This window comes from Janibacter sp. RAF52 (assembly GCF_052114035.1).
Classification (GTDB): domain Bacteria; phylum Actinomycetota; class Actinomycetes; order Actinomycetales; family Dermatophilaceae; genus Janibacter; species Janibacter hoylei.
Genome location: NZ_JBFRDY010000004.1, coordinates 94,191 through 116,625 on the forward strand (window position 1 = coordinate 94,191; position 22,435 = coordinate 116,625).

Here is a 22,435-nt window from a genome sequence, read left to right on the forward strand (position 1 = left end):
CACCACCCTAGGTGCGGCGGGGGAGCGGGGTGAGGGCCACCACCGCGGTGACGCGTCGGGCGCCGGGCGTCCCGGCGCCGCGGCGCCGGTAGCGGTCGAGCACGGCCCCGAGCTCGGTGCGCAGCGCGGCGAGCTGGGTCTCGTCGACGAGCACCTCGCGGTCGAGGAGGCCGCACTCCTCCTGCCAGACGAGGGGCCAGGAGACCTGGGCGTCGATCCACGTGTGCTGCCGCTGGGCGTGGTGGTCGACGAGGTCGTGGGCGAGCCACAGCGCATCCGCGAGGTCGTCGGCGTCGTCGATCGCGCTCACCGCGACGGTCTGGTCGGGGCCCTCGTCGGTCTCCTCCTCGGCGGCCGCCCACACCCGCGAGCGTCCGTCACCCAGACCGGTGTCGACGACGAGGCCGGCGTCGGCGAGCACCCGCGTGTGGTAGCTCGTCGCGCCGGTGTTGGTGCCGAGGGAGCGGGCCAGGTCCGCGGAGGTCGTGCCGCCGTGGAGGCGCAGGTGGGCGAGGATCCGGGAGCGAAGGGGGTGGGCCAGGAGCCGCCAGGTCGAAGGCTGGGGTGCGTCGGTCACCGATCCACGATTGCACAATAATTGTGCAATCGCCATGGCGCGGGTCGGTGTCCAGCCAGCCAAGGGCGTGAGATCCGCTCTACGACAAGGGTTTTGGCGGGTTTGCACCGATTTCGGCGGGGGTCCTGACGCCCGTAAAATGGTGTGCAGCGGCGCCGCGTCCCCCTCGAGGACGGCAGGCGCCTCCCCTTCGCTCCACCGCGACGGGGACGAACGAGCAGAAGGCATGAACATGCGTACGTACACCCCCAAGGGCGGTGACATCACCCGTCAGTGGCACATCATCGACGCCACGGACGTCGTGCTCGGCCGTCTCGCGAGCCAGGCCGCCGTCCTGCTGCGCGGCAAGCACAAGACGACCTTCGCCCCCCACGTCGACACGGGCGACTTCGTCATCATCATCAACGCCGACAAGATCGCGCTGACCGGCGCCAAGGCGGAGCAGAAGCGCGCCTACCGCCACTCCGGTCACCCGGGCGGTCTGTCGTCGATGAACTACACCGAGATGCTCGAGAAGCACCCCACCCGCGCGGTCGAGAAGGCCATCCAGGGCATGCTTCCCCGCAACACCCTCGGTCGCCAGCAGCTGGGCAAGCTCAAGGTCTACGCCGGTGCCGAGCACCCGCACGCCGCGCAGCAGCCCACCCCCTACACGATCTCGCAGGTCGCGCAGTAAGCGCGCCCCGATCAGGAACTAGAGGAATACCGTGGCTGACACCACCGACAACGCTGTGAACACCGAGGTGCTCGAGGGCGACGAGCCCGAGCTGAGCTCCTACACGTCCGAGTCCGAGGGCCCCGTCGCGGGCTCCGACGAGCCCGTGCGTCGCCCCTCCGCATCCGCTCCCGGCTCGGCCACCGGCCGCCGCAAGCAGGCCATCGCCCGCGTCCGGATCGTCCCGGGCACCGGCGAGTGGAAGGTCAACGGGCGTGCGCTCGAGGACTACTTCCCCAACAAGGTCCACCAGCAGATCGTCAACGAGCCGCTCGTCGCGCTCGAGCTCGACGGCGCCTACGACGTGCTCGTGCGCGTCCACGGCGGTGGCCCCTCCGGCCAGGCCGGTGCCGTCCGCCTCGGCGTCGCGCGCTCGCTCAACGGGGTCGACCCCGAGCTGAACCGCCCGACCCTGAAGAAGGCCGGCTACCTCACCCGGGACGCGCGCGTCCCGGAGCGCAAGAAGGCCGGTCTCAAGAAGGCCCGCAAGGCTCCGCAGTACAGCAAGCGCTGATCCAGCGCCCCGGTCCCTGAGGAGGTCGCTGCGCGACCGTCTCGAAGGGCTGCACGAAGGGCGCCGCTCACCTCACGGTGGGCGGCGCCCTTCGTCGTCGTGGTGCGGGGTCGTCGTCAGGTGCCGGCGGGTCGGCCGGCCCGCATCTCCGCGACGAGCGATCGGGTCACCTCGACGAGGTCGCCGTCGTGGGCGGCGGCGACCGCCTGCTGGCGCTGGTAGCTGGCGCCGAGGCGGATGATGTCCTCGACGGCGGCGAGCTCGTCGCTGCAGCCGAGCCGGCGGGCGATCGGTGCCAGCCGCTCGAGGAGGTCGTGGAGCTCGTCGGTGACGAGGCGCTCGCGGTTGCGGGCGTCGAGGATGATGATCGCGTCCATGCCGTAGCGGGCGGTGCGCCACTTGTTTTCCTGGACGTGCCAGGGCGGCAGGGTCGGGATCGTGCCGCCGTCGGTCAGGCGGTCGTCGAGGTGGACGAGCAGGCACTGGGTGAGCGCGGTGAGCGCCCCGATCTCGTGCAGGGTCGGGACCCCGTCGCAAACCCGCACCTCGAGCGTGCCGAGGTGCGGCGCGGGGCGCAGGTCCCAGCGCACCTCCTTGAGCTCGTCGATGACGCCGGTGACGAGCAGGTCGTCGACGTAGCGCTCGTACTCGGCCCACGTGTCGAACTGGAAGGGCAGGCCGGCCGTCGGCAGCTGCTGGAACATCTGGGCGCGGTTGCTCGCGTAGTCCGTCGGCACGCCGCCCCACCACGGCGACGACGCCGAGAGCGCCTGCAGGTGGGGTGCATAGGTGAGCATCCCGCCGAGCAGCGGCAGCGCCTTGTCACGGTGGGTGACGCCCACGTGGGTGTGCACGCCGTAGATGACCATCTGCCGCCCCCACCAGCGGGTGCGGTCGATGAGGGTGGCGTAGCGGTCGCCCTCGGTCACCTGCTGGGACTCCCAGCGGGCGAAGGGGTGGGTGCCGGCGCTCATGAGCTCGAGACCGAGGTCGTCGGTCAGGGTCCGCAGCCGGTCGAGGCTCGAGGAGAGGTCGGCGATGACCTCGGGGACGTCATGGCACTTGTCCGTGACGATCTCGACGGTGTTGGTCAGCAGCTCGCGGTGGATCTTGGGCGCGAGCACGTCGTCCGAGGTGAGGGGGCCGACGACGCTTTCCGCGAGGGGGACGAGGTCGAGCGTCTCGCGGTCGAGGAGTGCGATCTCCCACTCGACCCCCAGCGTGGGGCCCTCTGAGGGGGTGAAGTCGATCATGATGGCCTCTCGGACGCCCGGACCTGCGGTGTCCCAGCCTAACCAGCCGGTATCGTCACTGAGGCCCGTCCCGCGTGCGACATGCGGGCGGGGGTCCTCACGGAAGGTTGCATGATCCATGTCCCGACTCTTCGGCACCGACGGTGTCCGCGGCCTCGCCAACGGCGAGGTCATCACGGCCGACCTGGCCCTGCGCCTGGCCCAGGCGGCAGCCCGCGTCCTGCGGGACCCCGAGGGCACCGAAGGGCGGCGGCCCGTGGCGGTCGTGGGGCGCGACCCCCGCGCGTCGGGTGAGTTCCTGTCCGCGGCCGTCGTGGCTGGTCTCGCGAGCAGCGGCATCGACGTGCTCGACGCGGGCGTCGTGCCGACCCCGGCCGTCGCCTTCCTCACCGCCGAGGTCCACGCCGACTTCGGTGTGATGCTCTCCGCCTCGCACAACGCCATGCCGGACAACGGCATCAAGTTCTTCGCCTCCGGCGGGCACAAGCTGCCCGATGCCGTCGAGGACGCGATCGAGGCCGCCATGGAGGAGTCGCCGGCCCGCCCGACCGGTGTCGACGTCGGCCGCGTGACGCTCATGGACGACGGTGGCACCCGATACGTGCGCCACCTGCTCGACGCCGTGGAGCCCCAGCTCGAGGGTCTGACCGTCGTCATCGACGCGGCGCACGGCGCGGCGAGTGAGGTCTCGCCGGAGGTCTTCCGCCTCTCCGGCGCGACGGTGCACGTCATCGGTGCCCGGCCCGACGGGCTCAACATCAACGACGGGGTGGGCTCGACGCACCTCGGCCCCCTCCAGGAGGCGGTCCGTCAGCACGGTGCCGACCTCGGCATCGCCCACGACGGCGACGCCGACCGCTGCCTGGCGGTCGACGCCGAGGGCCGCGAGATCGACGGCGACCAGATCATGGCGATCCTCGCGGTGGCGCTCAAGGAGCACGGCCGCCTCGCCGACGACACTCTCGTCGCGACGGTCATGAGCAACCTCGGCCTCATCCGCGCGATGCAGGAGCACGGCATCTCGGTCGTGCAGGCCGGCGTCGGCGACCGCTACGTCCTCGAGGAGATGCGCAAGGGCGGCTACTCCCTCGGTGGCGAGCAGTCGGGTCACGTCATCCTCCAGGAGCACGCGACGACCGGCGACGGGGTGCTGACCGGCCTCATGCTCGCCGCCCGCGTCGCGGAGACGGGCAAGAGCATCGCCGAGCTCGGGTCGGTCATGGCCCGCATGCCCCAGGTGCTCATCAACGTCAGGGGCGTCGACAAGGACCGCGTCGACGGCGACGAAGGCGTCCAGGAGGCCGTCTCCGAGGTCTCCAGCGCACTCGGTGACGACGGTCGCGTGCTGCTGCGCAAGTCCGGCACCGAGCCGGTCGTGCGCGTCATGGTCGAGGCCGACACGCACGAGCGGGCCCAGGAGTCGGCCGAGCGCCTCTCCGTCGTCGTCCGGGAGCGCCTCTCCCTCTGACTCCGACCACTCCACCGGCCCCCGTGCGCATTTCCCTAGGGAAATGCGCACGGGGGTCCGTATTTCCCTAGGGAAATGCGCGGGAGAGGGGTGGCAGGTCAGACGGCGGGGGTGTCGAAGAAGCTGCGGCGCGTGGTCGCCCGACGGTCGTCACGGAGCACCCAGAAGTCGGCGAAGCCGACCTGCGCGGCGCTGCCGTCCTTGAGGGTGCCGGTGAATCGCCCGTGCACCGCGACGCGCTCGCCGTCGACGACGAGCTCGTCGAGCACGTGCCGCCCGTCGGCGATGACCCGCTCGCCGGAGTAGAAGGCACGCAGCGCCTCCGCCCCGACCATGGGCGCGTAGCCGGGGCGGTGGTAGACGGCGTCGTCGGCGAAGCACCCGACGACGCCCTCGACGTCACCGGCGTCGACGAGCTCGTAGTAGCGGCGGACCGCTGCCTCGGCGCTCATCGGGCCACCGTCCGCCCCAGCGCCGCGTCGGCGCGCCGCAGCGCGGCCTCGAGCGGCGTGATGCCCTCGGTGCCGGCGGTCTCGAGCAGCTCGCCGACGCGCGTGCCGATGCGGTCGACGGCCGCGAGCGTCTCGGCATCGCTCCACCCGGCGACACCGCCGTGCACCTGGATGACGCCGCCGGCATTGGCGACGAAGTCGGGCACGTAGGTGATGTCGGCCGCGCGCAGCGCCTCCGCGCAGTCGGGGGTGTCGAGCGTGTCGTTGGCGGCGCCGGCGATGATCCGCGCCCGGATGCGCGGGATCGCCTCGCGGGTCACGACCCGCGCGACCGCGCACGGCGCGAAGACGTCGGCCTCGGCGAAGGGAGCCGCCTGCGTCTCCACGGTCTGCCCACCCAGCTCGGTCGCGAGTGCCTGCGCCCGGGCGGTGTCGATGTCGGCGACGGTCACGCGGGCGCCGTCACGGTGGGCGAGGCGGGCGACCTCCTCCCCCACGCTGCCGACGCCCTGGACGACGACGTGCAGGCCGTCGAGGCCCCCTTCGCCGTGCTCGTGGACCGCGGCGGCGCGCATGGCGGCGTACACGCCACGGGCGGTGAAGGGGGAGGGGCTCACCTCGTCGCAGAAGGCCCGGGCGCCGCCGTCGTCGCGGATGGTCTGCATGTCCTCGAGGAGCGTGCCCATGTCGACGCCGGGGATGTACGTGCCCGCGGTGCGGGCGATCATCTCGCCGAAGCGGGCGAAGAGGGCGCGCCGCTCGGGGGAGCCGGGTGCCGGCACCGGGCCGTCGAGCACGACGACGGACTTGGCGCCGCCGTAGGGCAGCTCGGCCAGGGCGTGCTTGAGGGTCATCGCGGCGGCGAGACGCTGGGCCTCGCGCGCGGCGGCCTCGGTCGACGGGTAGGCGCGGTAGCGCACCCCGCCGAAGCCCGGGCCGAGGGTCGTGTCGTCGATCGCGATGACGGCACGCAGGCCGACGCGGTCGTCGCGGCAGGTGATCGTCTGCTCGCTCGCCCAGGGTTCGGCGATGGCGTCAGCGGTCGGGGAAGGGGGCGTGACGGTGGTCATCCGCCCATGGTGACAGGGGCCGTGTGACCCCTGTCACCCGGGGTTGGCGTCGGCTCAGAGGCGCTGGTCGATGAGCCCGGTGTCGACGTCGTAGATGAATCCGCCGACCTTGACGGTGTCCGAGATCAGCGGGTGCGATCGGACGGCGGCGACGTCCTGGCGGAGCGCGTCGAGCTGGTCGCGGACGACGTGGAAGCCCTGCCACGAGGCGTCCTGCCCGGCCGAGGCGCCGATGCGCTCGCGCAGCTCGACCTCGGTCGCGGAGGTCATGGCGCAGCGGGTGTGCGGGATGACGAGGACGCGGTTGACGTTGAGCAGGTGCACCCCGAGCACGAGCGCCTCGAGCGCGGCGGCGGTGACCCGGCCCCCCGGGTTGCGGAAGATCTTGGCGTCACCCGGCTGCAGCCCGAGCATGCCCAGCGGGTCGATGCGGCTGTCCATGCACGTGACGATGGCGACGCCCGCCTTCGCGATGCCGTCGAAGCCGCCGAGGGAGAAGTCGTCGGCGAAGGCGCGGTTGGCGGCCACGAGGTCCGCGAAGTCGTCGGCCGAGGGGGTCGGTGCACTCATGTTCGAGTCCTTTCGAAGGGGTCTTCGCACAGTAGCCCCGTGGCGGCCCGCCGGATGCGGGCGGTCCACGAGCCGTGCGTCACGGAAGCATCCCGATGACAACTCGTGGGGGCGAGAGCGTGGTGCGGGCCACACAACCGGTGTAGACAGTCCATGGGAGACGACGTCGACGACCCTCTGCGCCTCGTCGTCTCCTCGCGACGAAAGGAACGACGTGGACGGACGACGACGTCAGATCGCCTGGGTGGCGGCCGTGACGATGACGGCCAGCCTCGGTCTGGCGGCCTGCGGTGACGACGGTGCGTCAGGCGGGGCGACCCACCTGACCTGGTACATCAACCCCGACGGTGGTGGCTCCGACCCGGCCGGTGGCGGGCAGGCCCAGCTGGCCAAGGAGTGCTCCGACGCCTCCGGTGGCGCCTACACGATCGGCATCCAGCTGCTGCCCAACAGCGCGAGCGACCAGCGCCAGCAGCTGCTGCGACGCCTGGCCTCGCAGGACAAGGGCGTCGACATCATGTCGATCGACCCGGTCTTCGTCGCGGAGTTCGCCGAGGCCGGCTTCCTCGCCCCGGTGCCGCAGGACCGCAAGGCCACCTTCACCGGGGACGTCGTCGACCCGGCCGTCACCAACGCGACGTGGAAGGACGAGCTGTACGCCGCTCCCTTCTGGGCCAACACCCAGCTGCTCTGGTACCGCAAGTCCGTCGCGGAGAAGGCCGGCCTCGACATGAGCAAGCCGGTCTCGTGGGACCAGGTCATCGCCGCCGCCAAGAAGACCGACACCGACATCGGCGTGCAGGCCTCCCGCTACGAGGGCTACATGGTGTGGATCAACGCCCTCGTCGAAGGGGGCGGCGACCACATCGTCGAAAATCCCGGCGCCGACGGCGACCAGCTCGCCTTCGGTCTGGAGTCGGAAGGCGGCAAGAAGGCCGCCGAGATCATCCAGAAGGTCAGCTCGGAGGGGGTCGGCGGGCCCGCGATGGGCTCGACCGACGAGACGACCACGCTCGACATGTTCCAGAACGAGAACGCCGGCTTCATGGTCAACTGGCCCTACGTCTACGCCGCGCTCGAGGGCGCGGAGGTCGACTGGATGGACGACCTCGCGTGGGCGCGCTACCCGCAGACCGTCGAGGGCACCGAGTCCAAGCCGCCGCTCGGGGGCATCGAGATGGGCGTCGCCTCCTCGTCGACGAAGCAGGACCAGGCCTGGGAGGCCGTCGAGTGCCTCACCTCGCAGGAGAGCCAGAAGTCGTACATGCTCGGCACCGGCAACCCGGCCGCCCGCAAGGCGGTCTACGACGACGCCGAGGTCAAGGAGGCCTTCCCGATGGCCGGCCTGATCCGCGCCTCGCTCGACTCGAGCGGGCCGCGCCCGCTCACCCAGTACTACGGCGACGTCTCCAGCGGCATCCAGCGTGAGTACAGCCCGCCCGGCGCGGTCGACCCGTCGTCGACGCCCCAGCAGACGACGAGCCTGCTCCAGGACGTGCTGAAGGGAGATGCACTGCTGTGAGTGCCGCTCCCCGTCTCTCCGACCGTGCGAAGGCCGAGCAACGCCTCGGCTGGAAGCTGGCGATGCCCGCCTTCGTCGTCATGCTGCTCGTCACCGCCTACCCGATCCTCCAGGCGATCTGGAACAGCTTCTTCGCCTACCGGCTCACCGACCCCGACAACCGGGAGTTCGTCGGGCTCAACAACTACGTCGTCTCCTTCAGCGACTCGGTCTTCTGGAGCGCGATGCTCGCGACGGTGATCATCACCGTCATCACCGTCGTCATCGAGCTGGTCCTCGGCTTCGTCATCGCCCTGGTCATGCACCGGATCGTCCTGCCCCGGCGGACGCTGCGCACCGTGGTGCTCATCCCGTACTCGATCATCACGGTCGTCTCCGGCTTCACCTGGCTCTTCATGTACCAGACCGACACCGGCTTCGTGAACCGCTGGACGAGCTGGGTGCCGGGGGTCAGCGACAACTACGACTGGTTCGGCAGCTTCTGGCCCTCGATCTTCGTCATCTGCCTCTCGGAGATCTGGAAGACGACGCCCTTCATGTCGCTGCTCCTGCTCGCCGGCCTCGCCCAGGTGGACACCTCGATGGAGGAGGCGGCCAAGGTCGACGGGGCCTCGTGGATGCAGGCGCTCACCAAGGTCATCCTGCCCAACATGAAGCCGGCGATCATGGTCGCGGTGCTCTTCCGCACCCTCGACGCCTTCCGCATCTTCGACAACATCTTCATCATGACCGGGGGCGCCAACGGGACCAACTCCCTCTCCGGTCTCATCTACCGCCAGACGATCGACCGCACCGAGATCGGTCTCGGGTCGGCGCTGTCGGTGATCCTCTTCCTCTGCGTGCTGCTCATCGCGGCGGTCTTCGTCCGAGGATTCAAGGTCGACCTCACCCAGGGGAGGAGCTGAGATGGCGAAGGAAGCGAAGGTCAAGGAGCCCGTCAAGGGCACCGGCCTGTGGACCGCGCTCGCGGTGCCCATCATGATCTGGACCGTCCTGCCGCTGCTGTGGATGCTCTCGCTCTCGCTCAAGAGCGCCGACACCCTGGCCAACCCGGACGCGGCCCACCTCGGCAACTTCTGGCCGAAGGACCCGACGCTCGACAACTACCGGCTGATCTTCACCGGCGGCGCGAGCGACCTCTTCATGCCGGCCCTGCGCAACTCGCTCATCGTCTGCCTGCTCGCGACGGTCATCTCCGTCGTCCTCGCGATGTTCTGCGCGTACGCGATCTCCCGGCTGGAGTTCAAGGGCAAGAAGATGATCCTCACGACGGCGCTCGCCGTGAGCTTCTTCCCGGTCGTCGCCATGGTCACGCCGCTCTTCGACGTGTGGAGCCGCGTCGGTCTCTTCGACACGATCCCCGGCCTGATCATCCCGTACCTCGCGCTCACTCTGCCGCTGTCGATCTGGACGATGTCGGCCTTCTTCCAGCAGATCCCGTGGGAGATGGAGCAGGCGGCGCAGGTCGACGGGGCGAGCAGCTGGCAGGCCTTCCGCAAGGTGATCATCCCGCTGGCCACGCCGGGCGTCTTCACGACGGCGATCATCACCTTCTTCACCGCGTGGAACGACTTCGTCTTCGCGATCTCCCTGACCTCCGACCAGGCCCGCACCGTGCCGGCGGCGCTCGCCTTCTTCACCGGAGCCAGCCAGTTCGAGCAGCCGACGGGCGCCATCATGGCGGCCTCGGTCGTCGTGACCATCCCCGTCGTCATCCTCGTGCTGATCTTCCAGCGCCGGATCGTCGCCGGCCTGACCTCGGGCGCCGTCAAGGGCTGACCCCCGCCTTCACAACACTGGAGAACCCCCATGGCTGAGATCACCCTCAACAACATCGTCAAGCAGTACGGCGACGGCTTCCCCGCGGTCAACGACGTGAGCCTGGACATCAAGGACGGCGAGTTCATGATCTTCGTCGGTCCCTCCGGCTGCGGGAAGTCGACGCTGCTGCGCATGGTCGTCGGGCTCGAGGACATCACGAGCGGCGAGCTGCTCATCGACGGCACGCGGGTCAACGACCTGTCGCCGAAGGACCGCAACCTGTCGATGGTCTTCCAGAACTACGCCCTCTACCCGCACCTGACGGTCTTCGAGAACATCGCCTTCCCCCTTCGCCTGGCCAAGGGCAAGCACAGCGAGGAGGAGATCGATGCCAAGGTGCGCGCCGCGAGCTCCATGCTCGAGCTCGACGAGCACCTCGAGCGCAAGCCGGCCAACCTCTCGGGTGGGCAGCGGCAGCGGGTGGCGATGGGCCGGGCGATCGTGCGCGACGCCGACGCCTTCCTCTTCGACGAGCCGCTGTCCAACCTCGACGCCAAGCTGCGTGGCCAGATGCGCACGGAGATCGCCCGCATGCAGCGGCGCATGGGCACGACGACGATCTACGTCACCCACGACCAGACCGAGGCCCTCACCCTCGGCGACCGCGTGTCCGTGCTCAAGAAGGGGGTGCTGCAGCAGTGCGCCAGCCCCCGCGAGCTCTACGACCAGCCGGTCAACCTCTTCGTCGCCGGCTTCATCGGGACGCCGCCGATGAACTTCCTGCCGGCGGAGGTGAAGGGGGACGAGCTCGAGCTGCCCTTCTGCACCGTGCCGCTGCCGCAGGCGGTGCGCGAGCGGGCCGGCGGCAAGGAGCTGCTCATCGTCGGCATCCGCCCGGAGCACATCAAGGACGCCGACCTCGGCGACGTCCCGAGCGGCGGGGTGCGCTTCGCCGCACCCGTCGACCAGACGGAGTGGCTGGGCAACGAGCAGTACGCCTACGTGCCCTTCACGGTGGAGGGCGACGTCAAGCACAAGCTCGACGAGCTCGACAAGGAGCTCGACGGCGAGGGCATGCGCACGCAGATGGTCATCAACCTCGACCCGCGCTCGCGGGTGCGTGAGGGCGACGACGGCAACTTCGTCTTCGACCCGACCCTCATGCACGTCTTCGACCCGGAGTCGGGCGACTGTCTGACCCGTGACGACGCGAAGGCGGCGGAGATCGCCCGCCAGTCCGAGGAGGACCGGCAGCGGGCCCTGGAGCGGGCGCGTGCCCGCGAGGCCGCGACCGCCGGCTGATCAGCCCTCGAGGTCGACGCGGCTCGGTGCCCAGGCGCCGGGCCGCGTCACCGTGAGCGCGGAGGCGGCGATGCCGCGCTCGATCGCGCCGGTGATGACCCGACCGCGCGCCTTGTGCAGCCGGGCCTTGGCGTCGGCGCCGCCGAGCAGGCCGGCGTCGGCGAGCCCCGAGAGCAGCCCGGCCATGAAGGAGTCGCCGGCCCCGACGGTGTCGACGACGTCGACCCGGCGTCCGCGCGCGGTGATGCGGCGGCCCGAAGGGAGGATCGCCAGCGCCCCGGCCGGGCCCAGCGTGCAGACGGCGAGGGCCGGCCCGAGGTCGCACCACGAGCGCAGGAGGTCGGCGATGTCGGTCGGGTCGAGCGGGCGGTCGAGGAGCCACTCGAGGTCGGCGTCGCTCGCCTTGACCACGTCGCTGACGGCCACGCGACGCTCGACCTCCTCGAGGACGCGCTCGCGGTCGGGCATGAGGGCCGGGCGGATGTTGGGGTCGTAGGAGATCGTGTGCCCGCGCGTGGCGGTGCTCATCGCCGACAGGACGTCGACGCCGCCGGGCCGGAGCAGGGCGCCGATGGACCCGGTGTGCAGGTGGCCCGGTACATCAGGTGGCTCGGTCACCCGCCAGGTGATGTCGAAGTCGTAGGTGGCCGTGCCCGCGGCGTCGAGAGTGGCGGTCGCGGTCGAGGTGTCGGCGGCGCTGTCGCTGCCCTGGGTCAGCCGCACCCCTGCCTCGGCGAGGTGCTCACCGATCATGGCGCCTCGGGCATCACGGCCGAAGTAGGTCGCGAGGCTCACGGGGTGGCCCAGGCGGGCCAGCCCCACGGCGACGTTGAGGGGGCTGCCTCCGACGTGCTCCTGCGTGTGCCCGTCCGACCCGACGACGACGTCGACGAGCGACTCGCCGATGACGAGGGTGGAGCAGGGCGCGGGCGCACGCCGCAGGCTGGGCACGGGTCAGCCGAGGCCGGGGGAGAGCCGCTCGACCTTGGTGAGGTTGTGGTGGGCCTCGACGACGCGGATCGTGCCGGACTTGCTGCGCATGACGAGCGACTCGGTCGTCGCGCCGCCCGCGCGGTAGCGGACACCGCGCAGCAGCTCGCCGTCGGTGATGCCGGTGGCGACGAAGAAGCAGTTGTCCGTCGCCACGAGGTCGTCGGTGGTGAGGACCCGGTCGAGGTCGTGACTGGCGTCGATGGCCTGCTGGCGCTCCTCGTCGTCGCGCGGCCACAGGCGGCCCTGGATGACACCGCCGAGGCACTTGATGGCGCAGGCGGTGATGATGCCCTCCGGCGTGCCGCCGACCCCGAGGAGCAGGTCGATGCCGGTGCCGGGGCGGGCGGCCATGATGGCGCCGGCGACGTCACCGTCGGAGATGAAGCGGATGCGGGCGCCGGCGGCACGCACCTGCTCGGCGAGGTCGTTGTGCCGCGGCCGGTCGAGCATGATGACGGTGACGTCCTCGGGCTGCTCGCCCTTCGCCTTGGCGATGCGCTTGATGTTTTCGGCGACGGGCAGCCGGATGTCGACGACGTCCGCCGCCTCGGGTCCGGTGACGAGCTTGTCCATGTAGAAGACGGCACTGGGGTCGTACATCGACCCGCGGTCGGCGACAGCGAGGACGGAGACGGCGTTGGTCATCCCCTTCGCCGTGAGGGTGGTGCCGTCGATGGGGTCGACCGCGACGTCGCAGGAGGGGCCGGTGCCGTCGCCCACCTCCTCGCCGTTGTAGAGCATCGGCGCCTCGTCCTTCTCGCCCTCGCCGATGATGACGGTGCCCCGCATCTGCACGCTGGAGATCATCGAGCGCATCGCGTCGACGGCCGCGCCGTCGGCGGTGTTCTTGTCACCACGCCCGACCCACCGACCACCGGCGAGGGCGGCAGCCTCGGTGACCCGGACCAGCTCCATCGCCAGGTTGCGGTCGGGGTGCATGACCCCGGCGCTCGATGCGGACGTCTGGGACTGGCTCATGTGTCTCCTCTGCGGGTGGTGCTCGTCGCGCCAGAGCCTATCCGGAGCACGCTGCCACGCGTGCGACCATGTCATCCATGAGTTCCGCCCCCGGCGACCCCGCCGAGACCGCCCCACGCACCACCCCGGACCGCGAGCCGACCCCGGCCGAGCTCGCGGCCCAGCAGGGCGTCCCCGCGCGCGGGGCGAGCCACTACGCCAAGGGGTCGGCGGCCAACATGGCCCGCTCGATGGCCGTCATCGTGGCGATCACCCTCGCCCTGTTCTTCATGACGGGGCGGCCCAACAGCACGACGCCGCAGTCGGTGGACGTGCCCGGCTCGGCCCAGTACCGCGCCCAGCAGGCCGGCCAGCCCTTCGCCTACCCCCGCGACCTGCCGGAAGGCTGGGTCGCCACGAGCGTGCGCTACGTCCGCTCGAAGGGGGACGTCATGGTCTGGAATGCCGGCTACACCACCCCGGACGGCGAGTACGTCTCGGTCCAGCAGGCGCTCGATCCCGGCGAAGGCTGGGTCGACACCCAGACCAACAACGGCGCGCCCGTGGGGACCTTCGAGACCCGCGACGGTCGCACCTGGGCCAAGCGGGACCGTGAGGGCAAGGTCCAGCGCAGCCTCGTCAACGTCCCGGAGGACACGACCGAGCTCACCACGCTCGTCACGGGCACCGGTTCGTGGGAGCAGCTCGAGGACTTCGCCGACCGGCTGGCCCCGGTCAAGGTGACGACGGCCGGCAGCAGCAGCGCCTCACCCTCCTCGTGATTCTCGGGTGACCCGATAAACCCCGGCTTCGCAAGAGTCCCCAACTCTTGCGAAGCCGGGGTTTCTCATGCTCAGCGGCTCATGGCAGCCGTGACGAGGGGGAACAGGCCCGGGTGGGCCAGGCGAAGGGAGCCGAGCGTGCCGGGGTCGACCCAGGCGAGGTCGTCGTGCTCGTCGGGAGCGAGGTTGGTCGGGGTGCCCCGCCAGGCGTCGACGACGAAGGGGTGCAGCTCGAGGTCGTCGGCCCAGGCGGTCACGGGTGGGGCGAGTCGCCGCCACCGGATCACCGTCACGCCGAGCTCTTCCTGGCACTCCCGCACCAGGGCCTGCTTCGGCAACTCGCCGGCCTCGATGTGGCCGCCCACGCCGTCCCAGCAGTCGGGGTAGTGCCGACGAAGGGGGTGTCGGTGCGCCAGCCGGACCCGCCCGCCGGTGACGAGCAGCCCCATGGCGACCCGGTGGAGCGGCTCGCTCACTCCTTGGACGTGCCCTCGGCCCCCAGGCTCGCCTCGGCCTTGTCGAGCCAGGCCTCGCAGTGGGCGGCGAGGGCCTCGCCGCGCTGCCACAGCCGCATCGACTCCTCGAGGCCGGCCTGGCCCCCTTCGAGCCGGGCGACGAGCTCGATGAGCTCCTGGCGGGCCTCCTCGTAGGCGAGGTCGGCGACGTCGGTCTGCTCCTGGTCGGGCTGCGGGTCGGTGGCCATGGCGACCACTCTAGGTGCGGGCGGTGTCACGCGTCGGTGACCCGCACAGCGAAGTCGCCGTCGGCGACCGTCACCCGCAGCAGGTCGTCGACGGCGAGCGCCTCGCGGGAGGCGACGACCTCCCCTTCGGGCCGCTGGACGATCGCGTAGCCGCGCTCGAGCGTGGAGGCAGGGGAGAGCACCCGCGCCTGGGTCCGCAGGTGACCGATGCGGTCGCGCTCGCGGTGCAGCCGCGACTCGACCCGGCCGTGCGCCCGGCGACGAAGGGAGGTGACCACCTCGCGCTGCGCCCGGACGAAGGCGGTGCGGTCGGTGAGCACGGGCCGGCTCGTCAGCTGCACGAGGCCGCGGCGCTCGCGATCGACCATGCCGGCCAGGGCAGCCCGGGCGCGCCCGCGGGCCTCGACGACACCGGCCCGCTCCTGGGCGGCGTCGGGGCAGACGAGCTTGGCGGCATCGGTCGGCGTGGAGGCCCGCACGTCCGCGACGAGGTCGAGGATCGGGGTGTCGACGTCGTGCCCGATGGCGCTGACGACGGGGGTGCGGGCCTCGGCGACGGCGCGGACCATCGTCTCGTTGCTGAAGGGCAGCAGGTCCTCGACCGACCCACCGCCGCGCGTGACGATGATGACGTCGACGTCGTCGATGGCGTCGAGCTCGGCGACGGCCGCGCTGACCTCGGTCACGGCCGTCGGCCCCTGCACGGCGACCTGCCGGATCTCGAAGGGCAGGCCCGGCCACCTGCGGTGGGCGTTTTCGACGACATCGCGCTCGGCGGCGCTCGCCCGTCCGCAGACGAGGCCGACCCGGCGGGGGAGGAAGGGCAGCGGCCGCTTGCGAGAGGCCTCGAAGAGTCCCTCGGCGCGCAGGTGCTGCTTGAGGTACTCGATGCGGGCAAGCAGCTCGCCGACGCCGACCGGCCGGATCTGGCGCACGTCCATCGACAGCGAGCCGCGCTGAGTCCAGTAGCTCGGCTTGGCCTGGACGACGACCCGCGCACCTTCGCCGAGCGGCGCCGGCATGGCGTCGAGCGCGGTGACCCGCACCATGCACGACAGCGACATGTCGACGTCGGGGTCGCGCAGCGTCAGCCACGCGGTGCGTGCGCCGGGTCGTCGGGTCAGCTGGACGACCTGCCCTTCGACCCAGGTGACGGACATGCGGTCGACGTACTCGGCGATCTTCATGCTCAGCAGCCGCACCGGCCACGGCTGCTCGGCCGTGGTGTCGGCGGCCTTGTCGGGCAGGGGGCTGCTCACCGCGGTCCCTCCTGGGGTGCCCCGGGGCCGGGCGCCGGGACGAGCGCCGTGCCGTAGGCGAGCATCTCGAGCGTCGCCGTGGGCTGCTTGTTGCCGCCCGATGACATCTCCATCTGGCTGCTCTCGAAGCGGATGTTGACGACACCCGTCGCGCCGAGGCCGGCCGCCTGCTCGAGCATCCGGACCGTCGCCAGGCGACGGGCCAGATCGGCCTGCATCGTCATGCTCTTGCCCTGACCGCCGAAGAGGTTGACGTATCGGGTCACCCACCTCGAGGGGAAGTCCGGTGCATAGGCCACGCTCCCGTGGACGAGCGTCGAGGTGCCGACGTGGTCGGGGGACTCGGTGCTGCTCCGCGTCAGGTGCGCCAGACGGGGCTCGGCCTCGGCCAGCAGGCGCTGGGTCGCATCCCTGCGTTGCAGCCCCACGAGCGCCGCGTAGACCGGCACGAGGAGCGGCAGGACGACGACGAGTCCGCAGCACAGCAGGCTGACGACCAGGCCGGCGGCGTCGCCGCCGCTCATCAGGCGTCCGCCAGCACGACCGCGGTGCCGTAGGCGTAGATCTCGGCGGCGCCGGGGGCCACGGCAGCGGTCGTGAAGCGGACGTTGACGACGGCATTGGCGCCCATCCCCTGGGCCTGGAGCACCATGCGGTGGATGGCTTCGTTGCGGCTCTCGGCGAGCAGCTCGGTGTAGGCGGTGAGCTCGCCGCCGGCGAGGTTGCGGAAGCCGGCCATGATGTCGCGGCCCAGGTGCTTGGCCCGCACCGTGTTGCCGTTGACCAGGCCGAGGGTCCGGGTGATCCGCGCCCCGGGCACGCTCTCGGTGTTGCTGAGGAACATCCGTCTCTCCCTGCTCGTCGTCCTGTCCAGGGCACAGTCAAGCAGCCCCGCCCGACGGTCCGGCGGCGATCAGGGCGTGTTCAGCCCCCTCACCTACGATGGAGGGCATGACCACCAGTGCGACCCCGACCGCCGACACCGCCGCCCCGCAGGATGCCAAGCGCGTGCTGCTCGCCGCGCCCCGCGGCTACTGCGCCGGTGTCGACCGTGCCGTCGTCACGGTCGAAAAGGCCCTCGAGCTCTACGGCCCGCCGGTCTACGTGCGCAAGGAGATCGTCCACAACAAGCACGTCGTGACGACCCTCGAGAAGAGGGGCGCGATCTTCGTCGAGGAGACCGACGAGGTGCCCGAGGGTGCGACCGTCGTGTTTTCCGCCCACGGCGTCGCCCCGATCGTCCACGAGGAGGCCAAGGCCCTCAGCCTCAAGACGATCGATGCGACCTGCCCGCTGGTCACCAAGGTCCACCGCGAGGCGGTCCGCTTCGCCGACGACGACTTCGACATCCTGCTCATCGGTCACGAGGGGCACGAGGAGGTCGTCGGCACCTCTGGCGAGGCGCCGAACCACATCACCCTCGTGGAGGGCCCCGATGACGTCGCCAACGTCGAGGTCCGCGACCCCGACAAGGTCGTGTGGCTGTCGCAGACCACCCTCTCGGTCGACGAGACGATGGAGACGGTGCGCCGGCTGCGCGAGAAGTTCCCCAAGCTGCAGGATCCGCCCTCCGACGACATCTGCTACGCGACGCAGAACCGTCAGCTCGCCGTCAAGCAGATGGCCAAGGACTGCGACCTGATGATCGTCGTCGGCTCGCGCAACTCCTCCAACTCGGTGCGCCTCGTCGAGGTCGCCATCGAGCACGGCTCGCGCGATGGTCACCTCGTCGACTACGCCGACGAGATCGACGAGGCCTGGCTCGACGGTGTGCGCACCGTCGGTGTCACCTCCGGAGCCTCCGTGCCCGAGATCCTCGTGCGCGGGGTCCTCGACTTCCTCGCCGAGCGGGGCTACGGCGAGCCGCAGCCGGTCACCGCCGCGGAGGAGTCGCTCCTCTTCGCCCTGCCCAAGGAGCTGCGCCGCGACCTCAAGGCCGCCGGCATGAGCGACCAGATGAAGCACGACGCCGGCGCCCTCGGTGACGCCAGCCAGCTGCACTGAGCAGAGGCCGTCACTTCCACCCGCGAGTCGTCCCTCGGGAGTAACGTCGGCGCGGGCGCGAGTCCTCAGCGTCCACCGAACTCCACGGAAGGACGCTGATGCCTGATCAGGTCGTGGCACAGGACAAGCCGGTGAGGAGCCTCATCCCGGCCCGCATGCACGACATGCCGTGGTCGCGGTTCCACTGGATGGTGATCTTCGGTCTCGGGACCGCCTGGATCCTCGACGGGCTCGAGGTCCAGATCGTCGCCGCCGGAGGCTTCGAGAAGACCCTCGGGATGACGGCGGCTGACGTCGGCCTCGCCGGCACCGTCTACCTCGTCGGTCAGGTGACCGGCGCCCTCTTCTTCGGGCGGATGACCGACACCCTGGGCCGCAAGAAGCTCTTCACGCTCACCCTGGCGCTCTATCTGGTCGCTTCGGGTCTCGCGGCCTTCTCGCCGAACATGTGGATCTTCCTCGCCCTGCGGTTCGTCGCCGGGACCGGCATCGGCGGTGAGTACTCCGCCGTGAACTCGGCGATCGACGAGCTCATCCCCGGCAAGTTCCGCGGGCGCGTGGACCTGGCGATCAACGGCACCTACTGGTTCGGTGCGGGGGTCGGCGCCTTTGCCAGCTACTGGCTGCTCAACCCCGACATCGTCGGCGAGTCGATCGGCTGGCGGATCGCCTTCCTTCTCGGCCCGGTCCTCGGTCTGGGCATCATCTACCTGCGTCGTCACATCCCCGAGAGCCCGCGATGGATGGTCACCCACGGCAAGATGGACGAGGCCGAGGAGGTCGTCTCTCGGATCGAGGACGAGGTCCGGGCCGAAGGGAAGACGCTTCCGGAGCTCGACATGGAGCATGACGGCATGTGGATCAAGGCCCGCGAGGGCCTCACGCCTCGGCAGCTCGCCTACGTCTTCTTCCAGATGTACCCCACGCGCACGGTCCTCGGCGCGACGCTGATGATCACGCAGAGCTTCCTCTACAACGCGATCTTCTTCACCTACTCACTCGTCCTGCAGAACTTCTACGACAAGACGCCTTCGAGCGCCGCGGTGTACTTCTTCCCCTTCGCCATCGGCAACCTGCTCGGACCGCTGCTGCTCGGCCCGCTCTTCGACACCGTGGGGCGCCGCAAGATGATCGGTGGCTGCTACGGCTTCGCGGCGGTCGTCCTGACGACCTCGGCCTTCCTCTTCAACGCCGACGTGCTGACCGCGGGGACGCACACGATCTTCTGGTGCGTGGCCTTCTTCTTCGCGAGCGCCGGCGCCTCCGCCGGGTACCTCACGGTCTCGGAGATCTTCCCCCTCGAGGTGCGCGGCCAGGCGATCTCCTACTTCTTCGCCATCGCGCAGATCTTCGGCGCCATCGGCCCCGTCTTCTACGGGTGGCTCATCGGCGACGGCAGCAGCCGGGGGCCGATGTTCTGGGGTTACCTCATCGCTTCAGGGATCATGCTCATCGGGGCGCTCGTCGCCGCGGTCTGGGGCGTGGACGCCGAGGGCAAGTCGCTGGAGGAGATCGCACCACCGCTCACCAGCTATGACGACGAGGGCAACGAGACCGTCGACCTGCCGGTCTGAGGAGAGTGAGATGAGCGAAGCACCCCGCCCCTACACCGTCGTCGTCGGGGTCAGCACGACCTCCGGGTCCCCGGCGGCACTGCGCTGGGCGGCGGCCCAGGTGGCCCTCAACGAGGGCCGACTGGTCGCCGTGCGCGCCTGGAAGATGACCGCCACCGCGGGCTCGACCTCCGGAGTCATCGCCGCGAGCACACCGCGAGAGCGGGACGTCGTGGGGACCCTCGAGCGCTCGCTCGCCGCCGACGTCGCCGCGGTGCTCGGGCCCGACCACGGCGCCGAGCTTCGCCTCGTGCGCGGCGGGCACCGGCGGGTGCTCCTCGAAGCGGCCGAGGGAGCTGACCTGCTCGTCATCGACGCGCCTCGCCGGCTGGCCGGCGAACCGATGTTTGCGCAGCGCCTCCTCGAGCGCGCGACCTGCCCGGTGGTCGCCATGCCCCCGAGCATCTCGGAGCAGCCCCTCGGAATGGTCGAGCGCGCAGGACGGGCCATCGGGCGCGCCGCGGTCCGCTCCGCAGGCACGGCCGGGAGGCCCGGCTATCGTCCCCCTGCGCCCCCACGGCACTAGCCGGTGGCCCGGGGCCGCAGTCGAGCGCTCACGAGATCGGCCGTGCTGGTAGCCGCCTGCGCCAGGCGGGCGGAGCCCCCTTCGTCGACGTCGGCGGAGCGATAGGTGACCGCTACCGCGGCCACAGGATGACCGTCGCGGTCAAGGACGGCCGAGGCGACGGATGACAGGTCGGGCGAGACGCTTCCCGCCTCGACGGCGTGCCCGCGGGCCCGGACGTCGACGAGCAGTCGTCGCAGGGCCGATGGTGTCGCCGGCCCACCGCCGACCATGACCGCGGCCGACGGGTAGAGGGCCGTGACCTGCCGGCGGGGGAGGGCGGCGAGCATCGCCAGCCCGCTCGCCGTGAGCGTCGCCGGCAGGCGCACCCCGACGTCGGTGACGAGCGAAGGGCGACGCGGCGCCCGCTCCTCGATGACGTAGAGGACGTCTCGACCCGACAGCACCGCCAGGTGCGCGTTGTGCGTCGTCGCGTCGACGAGCCGCTCGACGAGTGGCCGGGCCAGCCGCTGGAGCGGGTCCTGGCGCTGGTACCCCGCGCCGAGCTCGTGGACCGCGGCTCCGATGCCGTAGGTGCGCTCCTCGGCGTAGTGCACGACGTAGCCGTGCTCCACGAGGACCGTGAGCAGGTGGTAGGTGCTGCTGCGCGGCAGGTCGAGCGCGCGGGCGAGGTGCGCAGCGGGGATGGGTTCGGCGCGGCTGGCCAGGTGGGTCAGTGCGCGCAGCGCGTGGCCCGCGGAGGTGGCATTGGACATGGGGCTCCTGTCTCGTATCCGAGACACTATCCCCTCCGTCGGCGCTCCCGGTGACGCCGAAGGGAGTTGCATGGACCCATGAGCACCGACACCACCACCGTCGTCCTCGGCGACCGGCCCCTCACCATCGACGAGGTCGTCGCCGTCGCCCGCCACCACGCCGCCGTCGAGATCAGCGACTCCGCCTGGGAGCGGGTCCGCGCTGCGCGCACCGTCATCGAGGGCCTCGCGGAGGACACCGTCGCCCACTACGGCGTCTCGACCGGCTTCGGCGCCCTGGCGACGACGCACATCCCGCACGACAAGCGCGCCCAGCTGCAGCGCTCGCTCGTGCGCAGCCACGCGGCCGGCGCGGGCCCAGAGGTCGAGGAGGAGGTCGTGCGCGCGCTCATGCTGCTGCGCGTCCAGACCCTCGCGACCGGTCGCACCGGCATCCGCGAGGAGACCCTCCGTCTCTACCTCGCGCTGCTGCAGCGCCACATCACCCCGGTCGTCCACGAGTACGGGTCGCTCGGCTGCTCCGGCGACCTCTCCCCGCTCAGCCACTGCGCGCTCACCCTCATGGGCGAGGGGCGGGTGCGGGTCGACGGCGGCGACGAGGTCGACGCGGCCGAGGCGCTCACCGGTGCCGGCCTGACCCCCGTCGAGCTCCACGAGAAGGAGGGCCTGGCGCTCATCAACGGCACCGACGGCATGCTCGGCATGCTCTGCCTCGCCGTCCACGACCTGCGCCGCCTGCTCACCACCGCCGACATCGCCACCGCGATGAGCGTCGAGGGGCTGCTCGGGACCGACGACGTCTTCGCCGCAGACCTGCAGGCCCTGCGCCCCCAGCCCGGCCAGGCCCTCTCGGCCGCCAACATGCGCGCCGTCCTCGCCGACAGCCCGATCCGTGACAGCCACCGCGACCCGGCGGCCTGCACGCGCGTCCAGGACGCCTACTCCCTTCGCTGCGCGCCGCAGGTGCACGGTGGTGCCCGCGACACCGTCGAGCACGCCGCGACGATCGCCGGCCACGAGCTCTCCTCGGCCATCGACAACCCCGTCGTCACCCTCGACGGGCGCGTGGAGTCCAACGGCAACTTCCACGGGGCACCCGTGGCCTACGTCCTCGACTTCCTCGCGATCGTCGCCGCTGACGTCGCGAGCATGAGCGAGCGGCGCACCGACCGCTTCCTCGACGTCAAGCGGTCCAACGGGCTGCCGCCCTTCCTCGCTGATGACCCCGGCACCGACTCCGGCCTGATGATCGCGCAGTACACGGCCGCCGGGATGGTCTCGGAGATGAAGCGCCTGGCCACCCCCGCCAGCGTCGACTCGATCCCGAGCAGCGCCATGCAGGAGGACCACGTGTCGATGGGCTGGGGCGCCGCGCGCAAGCTGCGCCGCAGCGTCGACGCGCTCGCCCGGGTCGTCGCCATCGAGCTGCACACCGCCGCGCGGGGGATCGCGCTGCGGGCCCCCCTTCGTCCGGCATCGGCCACCGCCGCAGTCATCGACGCCCTCGCCGAGCACGGGGAGAGCGGGCCCGGCCCGGACCGCTTCACCTCGCCCGACCTCACCGCCGCCCACCTCGCCGTCGTCGACGGGTCGGTCCTCGCGGCCGCACAGTCCGTCACCGGCTCGCTGAAGTAGAAGG

25 protein-coding genes are annotated in these 22,435 nt (G+C 71.1%); 12 read left to right on the forward strand and 13 right to left on the reverse strand.

The window, feature by feature from the left end; all coding sequences use genetic code 11:
• Positions 1-7 precede the first annotated feature (7 nt).
• Positions 8-577 carry an ArsR/SmtB family transcription factor gene (locus tag AB4Y78_RS07175; protein ID WP_441713576.1) on the reverse strand — a complete coding sequence of 190 codons (570 nt, stop codon included), beginning with the start codon at positions 575-577 and terminating at the stop codon, positions 8-10.
• Between the two features lie 232 nt (positions 578-809).
• Between AB4Y78_RS07175 and rplM the strand changes: the two genes are divergently transcribed.
• Together rplM and rpsI are read left to right on the forward strand one after the other, a co-directional pair.
• A complete protein-coding gene (gene rplM, locus AB4Y78_RS07180; RefSeq protein WP_007928029.1) occupies positions 810-1,253 on the forward strand; it encodes a 50S ribosomal protein L13 in 444 nt (147 codons plus the stop codon).
• 31 nt (positions 1,254-1,284) lie between these two features.
• On the forward strand, positions 1,285-1,806 hold the full coding sequence (rpsI, locus tag AB4Y78_RS07185) for a 30S ribosomal protein S9 (RefSeq protein WP_007928027.1): 522 nt from the start codon (positions 1,285-1,287) through the stop codon (positions 1,804-1,806).
• A 116-nt stretch (positions 1,807-1,922) separates the two neighbouring features.
• Here the strand turns inward: rpsI and AB4Y78_RS07190 are convergent, their stop codons facing one another.
• Complete coding sequence (locus tag AB4Y78_RS07190; protein WP_441713691.1) at positions 1,923-3,062, reverse strand: glutamate--cysteine ligase; 1,140 nt, start codon at positions 3,060-3,062, stop codon at positions 1,923-1,925.
• A 115-nt stretch (positions 3,063-3,177) separates the two neighbouring features.
• Between AB4Y78_RS07190 and glmM the strand changes: the two genes are divergently transcribed.
• Positions 3,178-4,527 (forward strand): phosphoglucosamine mutase, encoded by a 1,350-nt coding sequence (gene glmM / locus AB4Y78_RS07195; protein WP_441713577.1) that lies wholly within the window; start codon positions 3,178-3,180, stop codon positions 4,525-4,527.
• 98 nt (positions 4,528-4,625) lie between these two features.
• On the opposite strand, the gene AB4Y78_RS07200 is transcribed toward glmM, so the two are convergent.
• The 3 genes from AB4Y78_RS07200 to AB4Y78_RS07210 are packed head-to-tail and all read right to left on the reverse strand — an operon-like array spanning position 4,626 to position 6,619.
• A complete protein-coding gene (locus AB4Y78_RS07200; RefSeq protein ID WP_441713578.1) occupies positions 4,626-4,979 on the reverse strand; it encodes a nuclear transport factor 2 family protein in 354 nt (117 codons plus the stop codon).
• Positions 4,976-6,049 carry a Glu/Leu/Phe/Val dehydrogenase dimerization domain-containing protein gene (locus AB4Y78_RS07205; RefSeq protein WP_441713579.1) on the reverse strand — a complete coding sequence of 358 codons (1,074 nt, stop codon included), beginning with the start codon at positions 6,047-6,049 and terminating at the stop codon, positions 4,976-4,978. The genes AB4Y78_RS07200 and AB4Y78_RS07205 overlap by 4 nt, the downstream gene beginning before the upstream one ends.
• A gap of 54 nt (positions 6,050-6,103) precedes the next feature.
• On the reverse strand, positions 6,104-6,619 hold the full coding sequence (locus AB4Y78_RS07210) for a beta-class carbonic anhydrase (protein WP_441713580.1): 516 nt from the start codon (positions 6,617-6,619) through the stop codon (positions 6,104-6,106).
• Positions 6,620-6,833: 214 nt separating this feature from the next.
• Here AB4Y78_RS07210 and AB4Y78_RS07215 point away from each other — a divergent pair, with 214 nt between their 5' ends.
• Genes AB4Y78_RS07215 through AB4Y78_RS07230 form a run of 4 tightly spaced genes read left to right on the forward strand, consistent with a single transcriptional unit; the run spans position 6,834 to position 11,204 of the window.
• Positions 6,834-8,141, forward strand: coding sequence for an extracellular solute-binding protein (locus AB4Y78_RS07215; protein WP_441713581.1), 1,308 nt, complete (start codon positions 6,834-6,836; stop codon positions 8,139-8,141).
• Positions 8,138-9,046: a carbohydrate ABC transporter permease gene (locus AB4Y78_RS07220; RefSeq protein ID WP_441713582.1), complete on the forward strand. Its 909-nt coding sequence runs from the start codon at positions 8,138-8,140 to the stop codon at positions 9,044-9,046. The genes AB4Y78_RS07215 and AB4Y78_RS07220 overlap by 4 nt, the downstream gene beginning before the upstream one ends.
• A 1-nt stretch (position 9,047) precedes the next feature.
• On the forward strand, positions 9,048-9,920 hold the full coding sequence (locus AB4Y78_RS07225; RefSeq protein ID WP_441713583.1) for a carbohydrate ABC transporter permease: 873 nt from the start codon (positions 9,048-9,050) through the stop codon (positions 9,918-9,920).
• 30 nt (positions 9,921-9,950) lie between these two features.
• Positions 9,951-11,204 (forward strand): ABC transporter ATP-binding protein, encoded by a 1,254-nt coding sequence (locus tag AB4Y78_RS07230; protein ID WP_007928013.1) that lies wholly within the window; start codon positions 9,951-9,953, stop codon positions 11,202-11,204.
• Here AB4Y78_RS07230 and AB4Y78_RS07235 read toward each other — a convergent pair whose 3' ends face one another.
• Together AB4Y78_RS07235 and glpX are read right to left on the reverse strand one after the other, a co-directional pair.
• The gene (locus AB4Y78_RS07235; protein ID WP_441713586.1) at positions 11,205-12,155 is read right to left on the reverse strand and encodes a PfkB family carbohydrate kinase; all 951 of its coding nucleotides are present in this window, start codon (positions 12,153-12,155) and stop codon (positions 11,205-11,207) included.
• Positions 12,156-12,158: 3 nt separating this feature from the next.
• Complete coding sequence (glpX, locus tag AB4Y78_RS07240; protein WP_441713587.1) at positions 12,159-13,175, reverse strand: class II fructose-bisphosphatase; 1,017 nt, start codon at positions 13,173-13,175, stop codon at positions 12,159-12,161.
• A gap of 77 nt (positions 13,176-13,252) precedes the next feature.
• Here glpX and AB4Y78_RS07245 point away from each other — a divergent pair, with 77 nt between their 5' ends.
• Positions 13,253-13,936, forward strand: coding sequence for a DUF4245 domain-containing protein (locus AB4Y78_RS07245; RefSeq protein ID WP_441713589.1), 684 nt, complete (start codon positions 13,253-13,255; stop codon positions 13,934-13,936).
• A gap of 71 nt (positions 13,937-14,007) precedes the next feature.
• Here the strand turns inward: AB4Y78_RS07245 and AB4Y78_RS07250 are convergent, their stop codons facing one another.
• The 5 genes from AB4Y78_RS07250 to AB4Y78_RS07270 are packed head-to-tail and all read right to left on the reverse strand — an operon-like array spanning position 14,008 to position 16,742.
• Positions 14,008-14,412 (reverse strand): NUDIX domain-containing protein, encoded by a 405-nt coding sequence (locus AB4Y78_RS07250; protein WP_441713590.1) that lies wholly within the window; start codon positions 14,410-14,412, stop codon positions 14,008-14,010.
• Complete coding sequence (locus AB4Y78_RS07255) at positions 14,409-14,639, reverse strand: exodeoxyribonuclease VII small subunit (RefSeq protein WP_441713592.1); 231 nt, start codon at positions 14,637-14,639, stop codon at positions 14,409-14,411. Before AB4Y78_RS07255 ends, AB4Y78_RS07250 begins: the two co-directional genes overlap by 4 nt.
• Before the next feature lie 26 nt (positions 14,640-14,665).
• Positions 14,666-15,898 carry an exodeoxyribonuclease VII large subunit gene (gene xseA, locus AB4Y78_RS07260; protein WP_441713593.1) on the reverse strand — a complete coding sequence of 411 codons (1,233 nt, stop codon included), beginning with the start codon at positions 15,896-15,898 and terminating at the stop codon, positions 14,666-14,668.
• Positions 15,895-16,422 (reverse strand): YbjQ family protein, encoded by a 528-nt coding sequence (locus AB4Y78_RS07265; protein ID WP_441713595.1) that lies wholly within the window; start codon positions 16,420-16,422, stop codon positions 15,895-15,897. The genes xseA and AB4Y78_RS07265 overlap by 4 nt, the downstream gene beginning before the upstream one ends.
• On the reverse strand, positions 16,422-16,742 hold the full coding sequence (locus AB4Y78_RS07270; protein ID WP_259908789.1) for a YbjQ family protein: 321 nt from the start codon (positions 16,740-16,742) through the stop codon (positions 16,422-16,424). The genes AB4Y78_RS07265 and AB4Y78_RS07270 overlap by 1 nt, the downstream gene beginning before the upstream one ends.
• A 107-nt stretch (positions 16,743-16,849) precedes the next feature.
• Between AB4Y78_RS07270 and AB4Y78_RS07275 the strand changes: the two genes are divergently transcribed.
• From AB4Y78_RS07275 to AB4Y78_RS07285, 3 genes are all read left to right on the forward strand, one after another.
• The gene (locus AB4Y78_RS07275; protein ID WP_441713597.1) at positions 16,850-17,902 is read left to right on the forward strand and encodes a 4-hydroxy-3-methylbut-2-enyl diphosphate reductase; all 1,053 of its coding nucleotides are present in this window, start codon (positions 16,850-16,852) and stop codon (positions 17,900-17,902) included.
• A gap of 98 nt (positions 17,903-18,000) precedes the next feature.
• Positions 18,001-19,476 (forward strand): MFS transporter, encoded by a 1,476-nt coding sequence (locus AB4Y78_RS07280; protein WP_441713599.1) that lies wholly within the window; start codon positions 18,001-18,003, stop codon positions 19,474-19,476.
• A 10-nt stretch (positions 19,477-19,486) separates the two neighbouring features.
• Positions 19,487-20,041, forward strand: a complete 555-nt coding sequence (locus tag AB4Y78_RS07285) for a universal stress protein (protein ID WP_441713601.1) — start codon at positions 19,487-19,489, stop codon at positions 20,039-20,041.
• On the opposite strand, the gene AB4Y78_RS07290 is transcribed toward AB4Y78_RS07285, so the two are convergent.
• A complete protein-coding gene (locus AB4Y78_RS07290; protein WP_441713603.1) occupies positions 20,038-20,796 on the reverse strand; it encodes an IclR family transcriptional regulator in 759 nt (252 codons plus the stop codon). The two genes, AB4Y78_RS07285 and AB4Y78_RS07290, sit on opposite strands and share 4 nt — an antisense overlap.
• A 78-nt stretch (positions 20,797-20,874) precedes the next feature.
• Between AB4Y78_RS07290 and hutH the strand changes: the two genes are divergently transcribed.
• Positions 20,875-22,431, forward strand: coding sequence for a histidine ammonia-lyase (hutH, locus tag AB4Y78_RS07295; protein ID WP_441713605.1), 1,557 nt, complete (start codon positions 20,875-20,877; stop codon positions 22,429-22,431).
• The last annotated feature ends 4 nt before the right edge of the window (positions 22,432-22,435 follow it).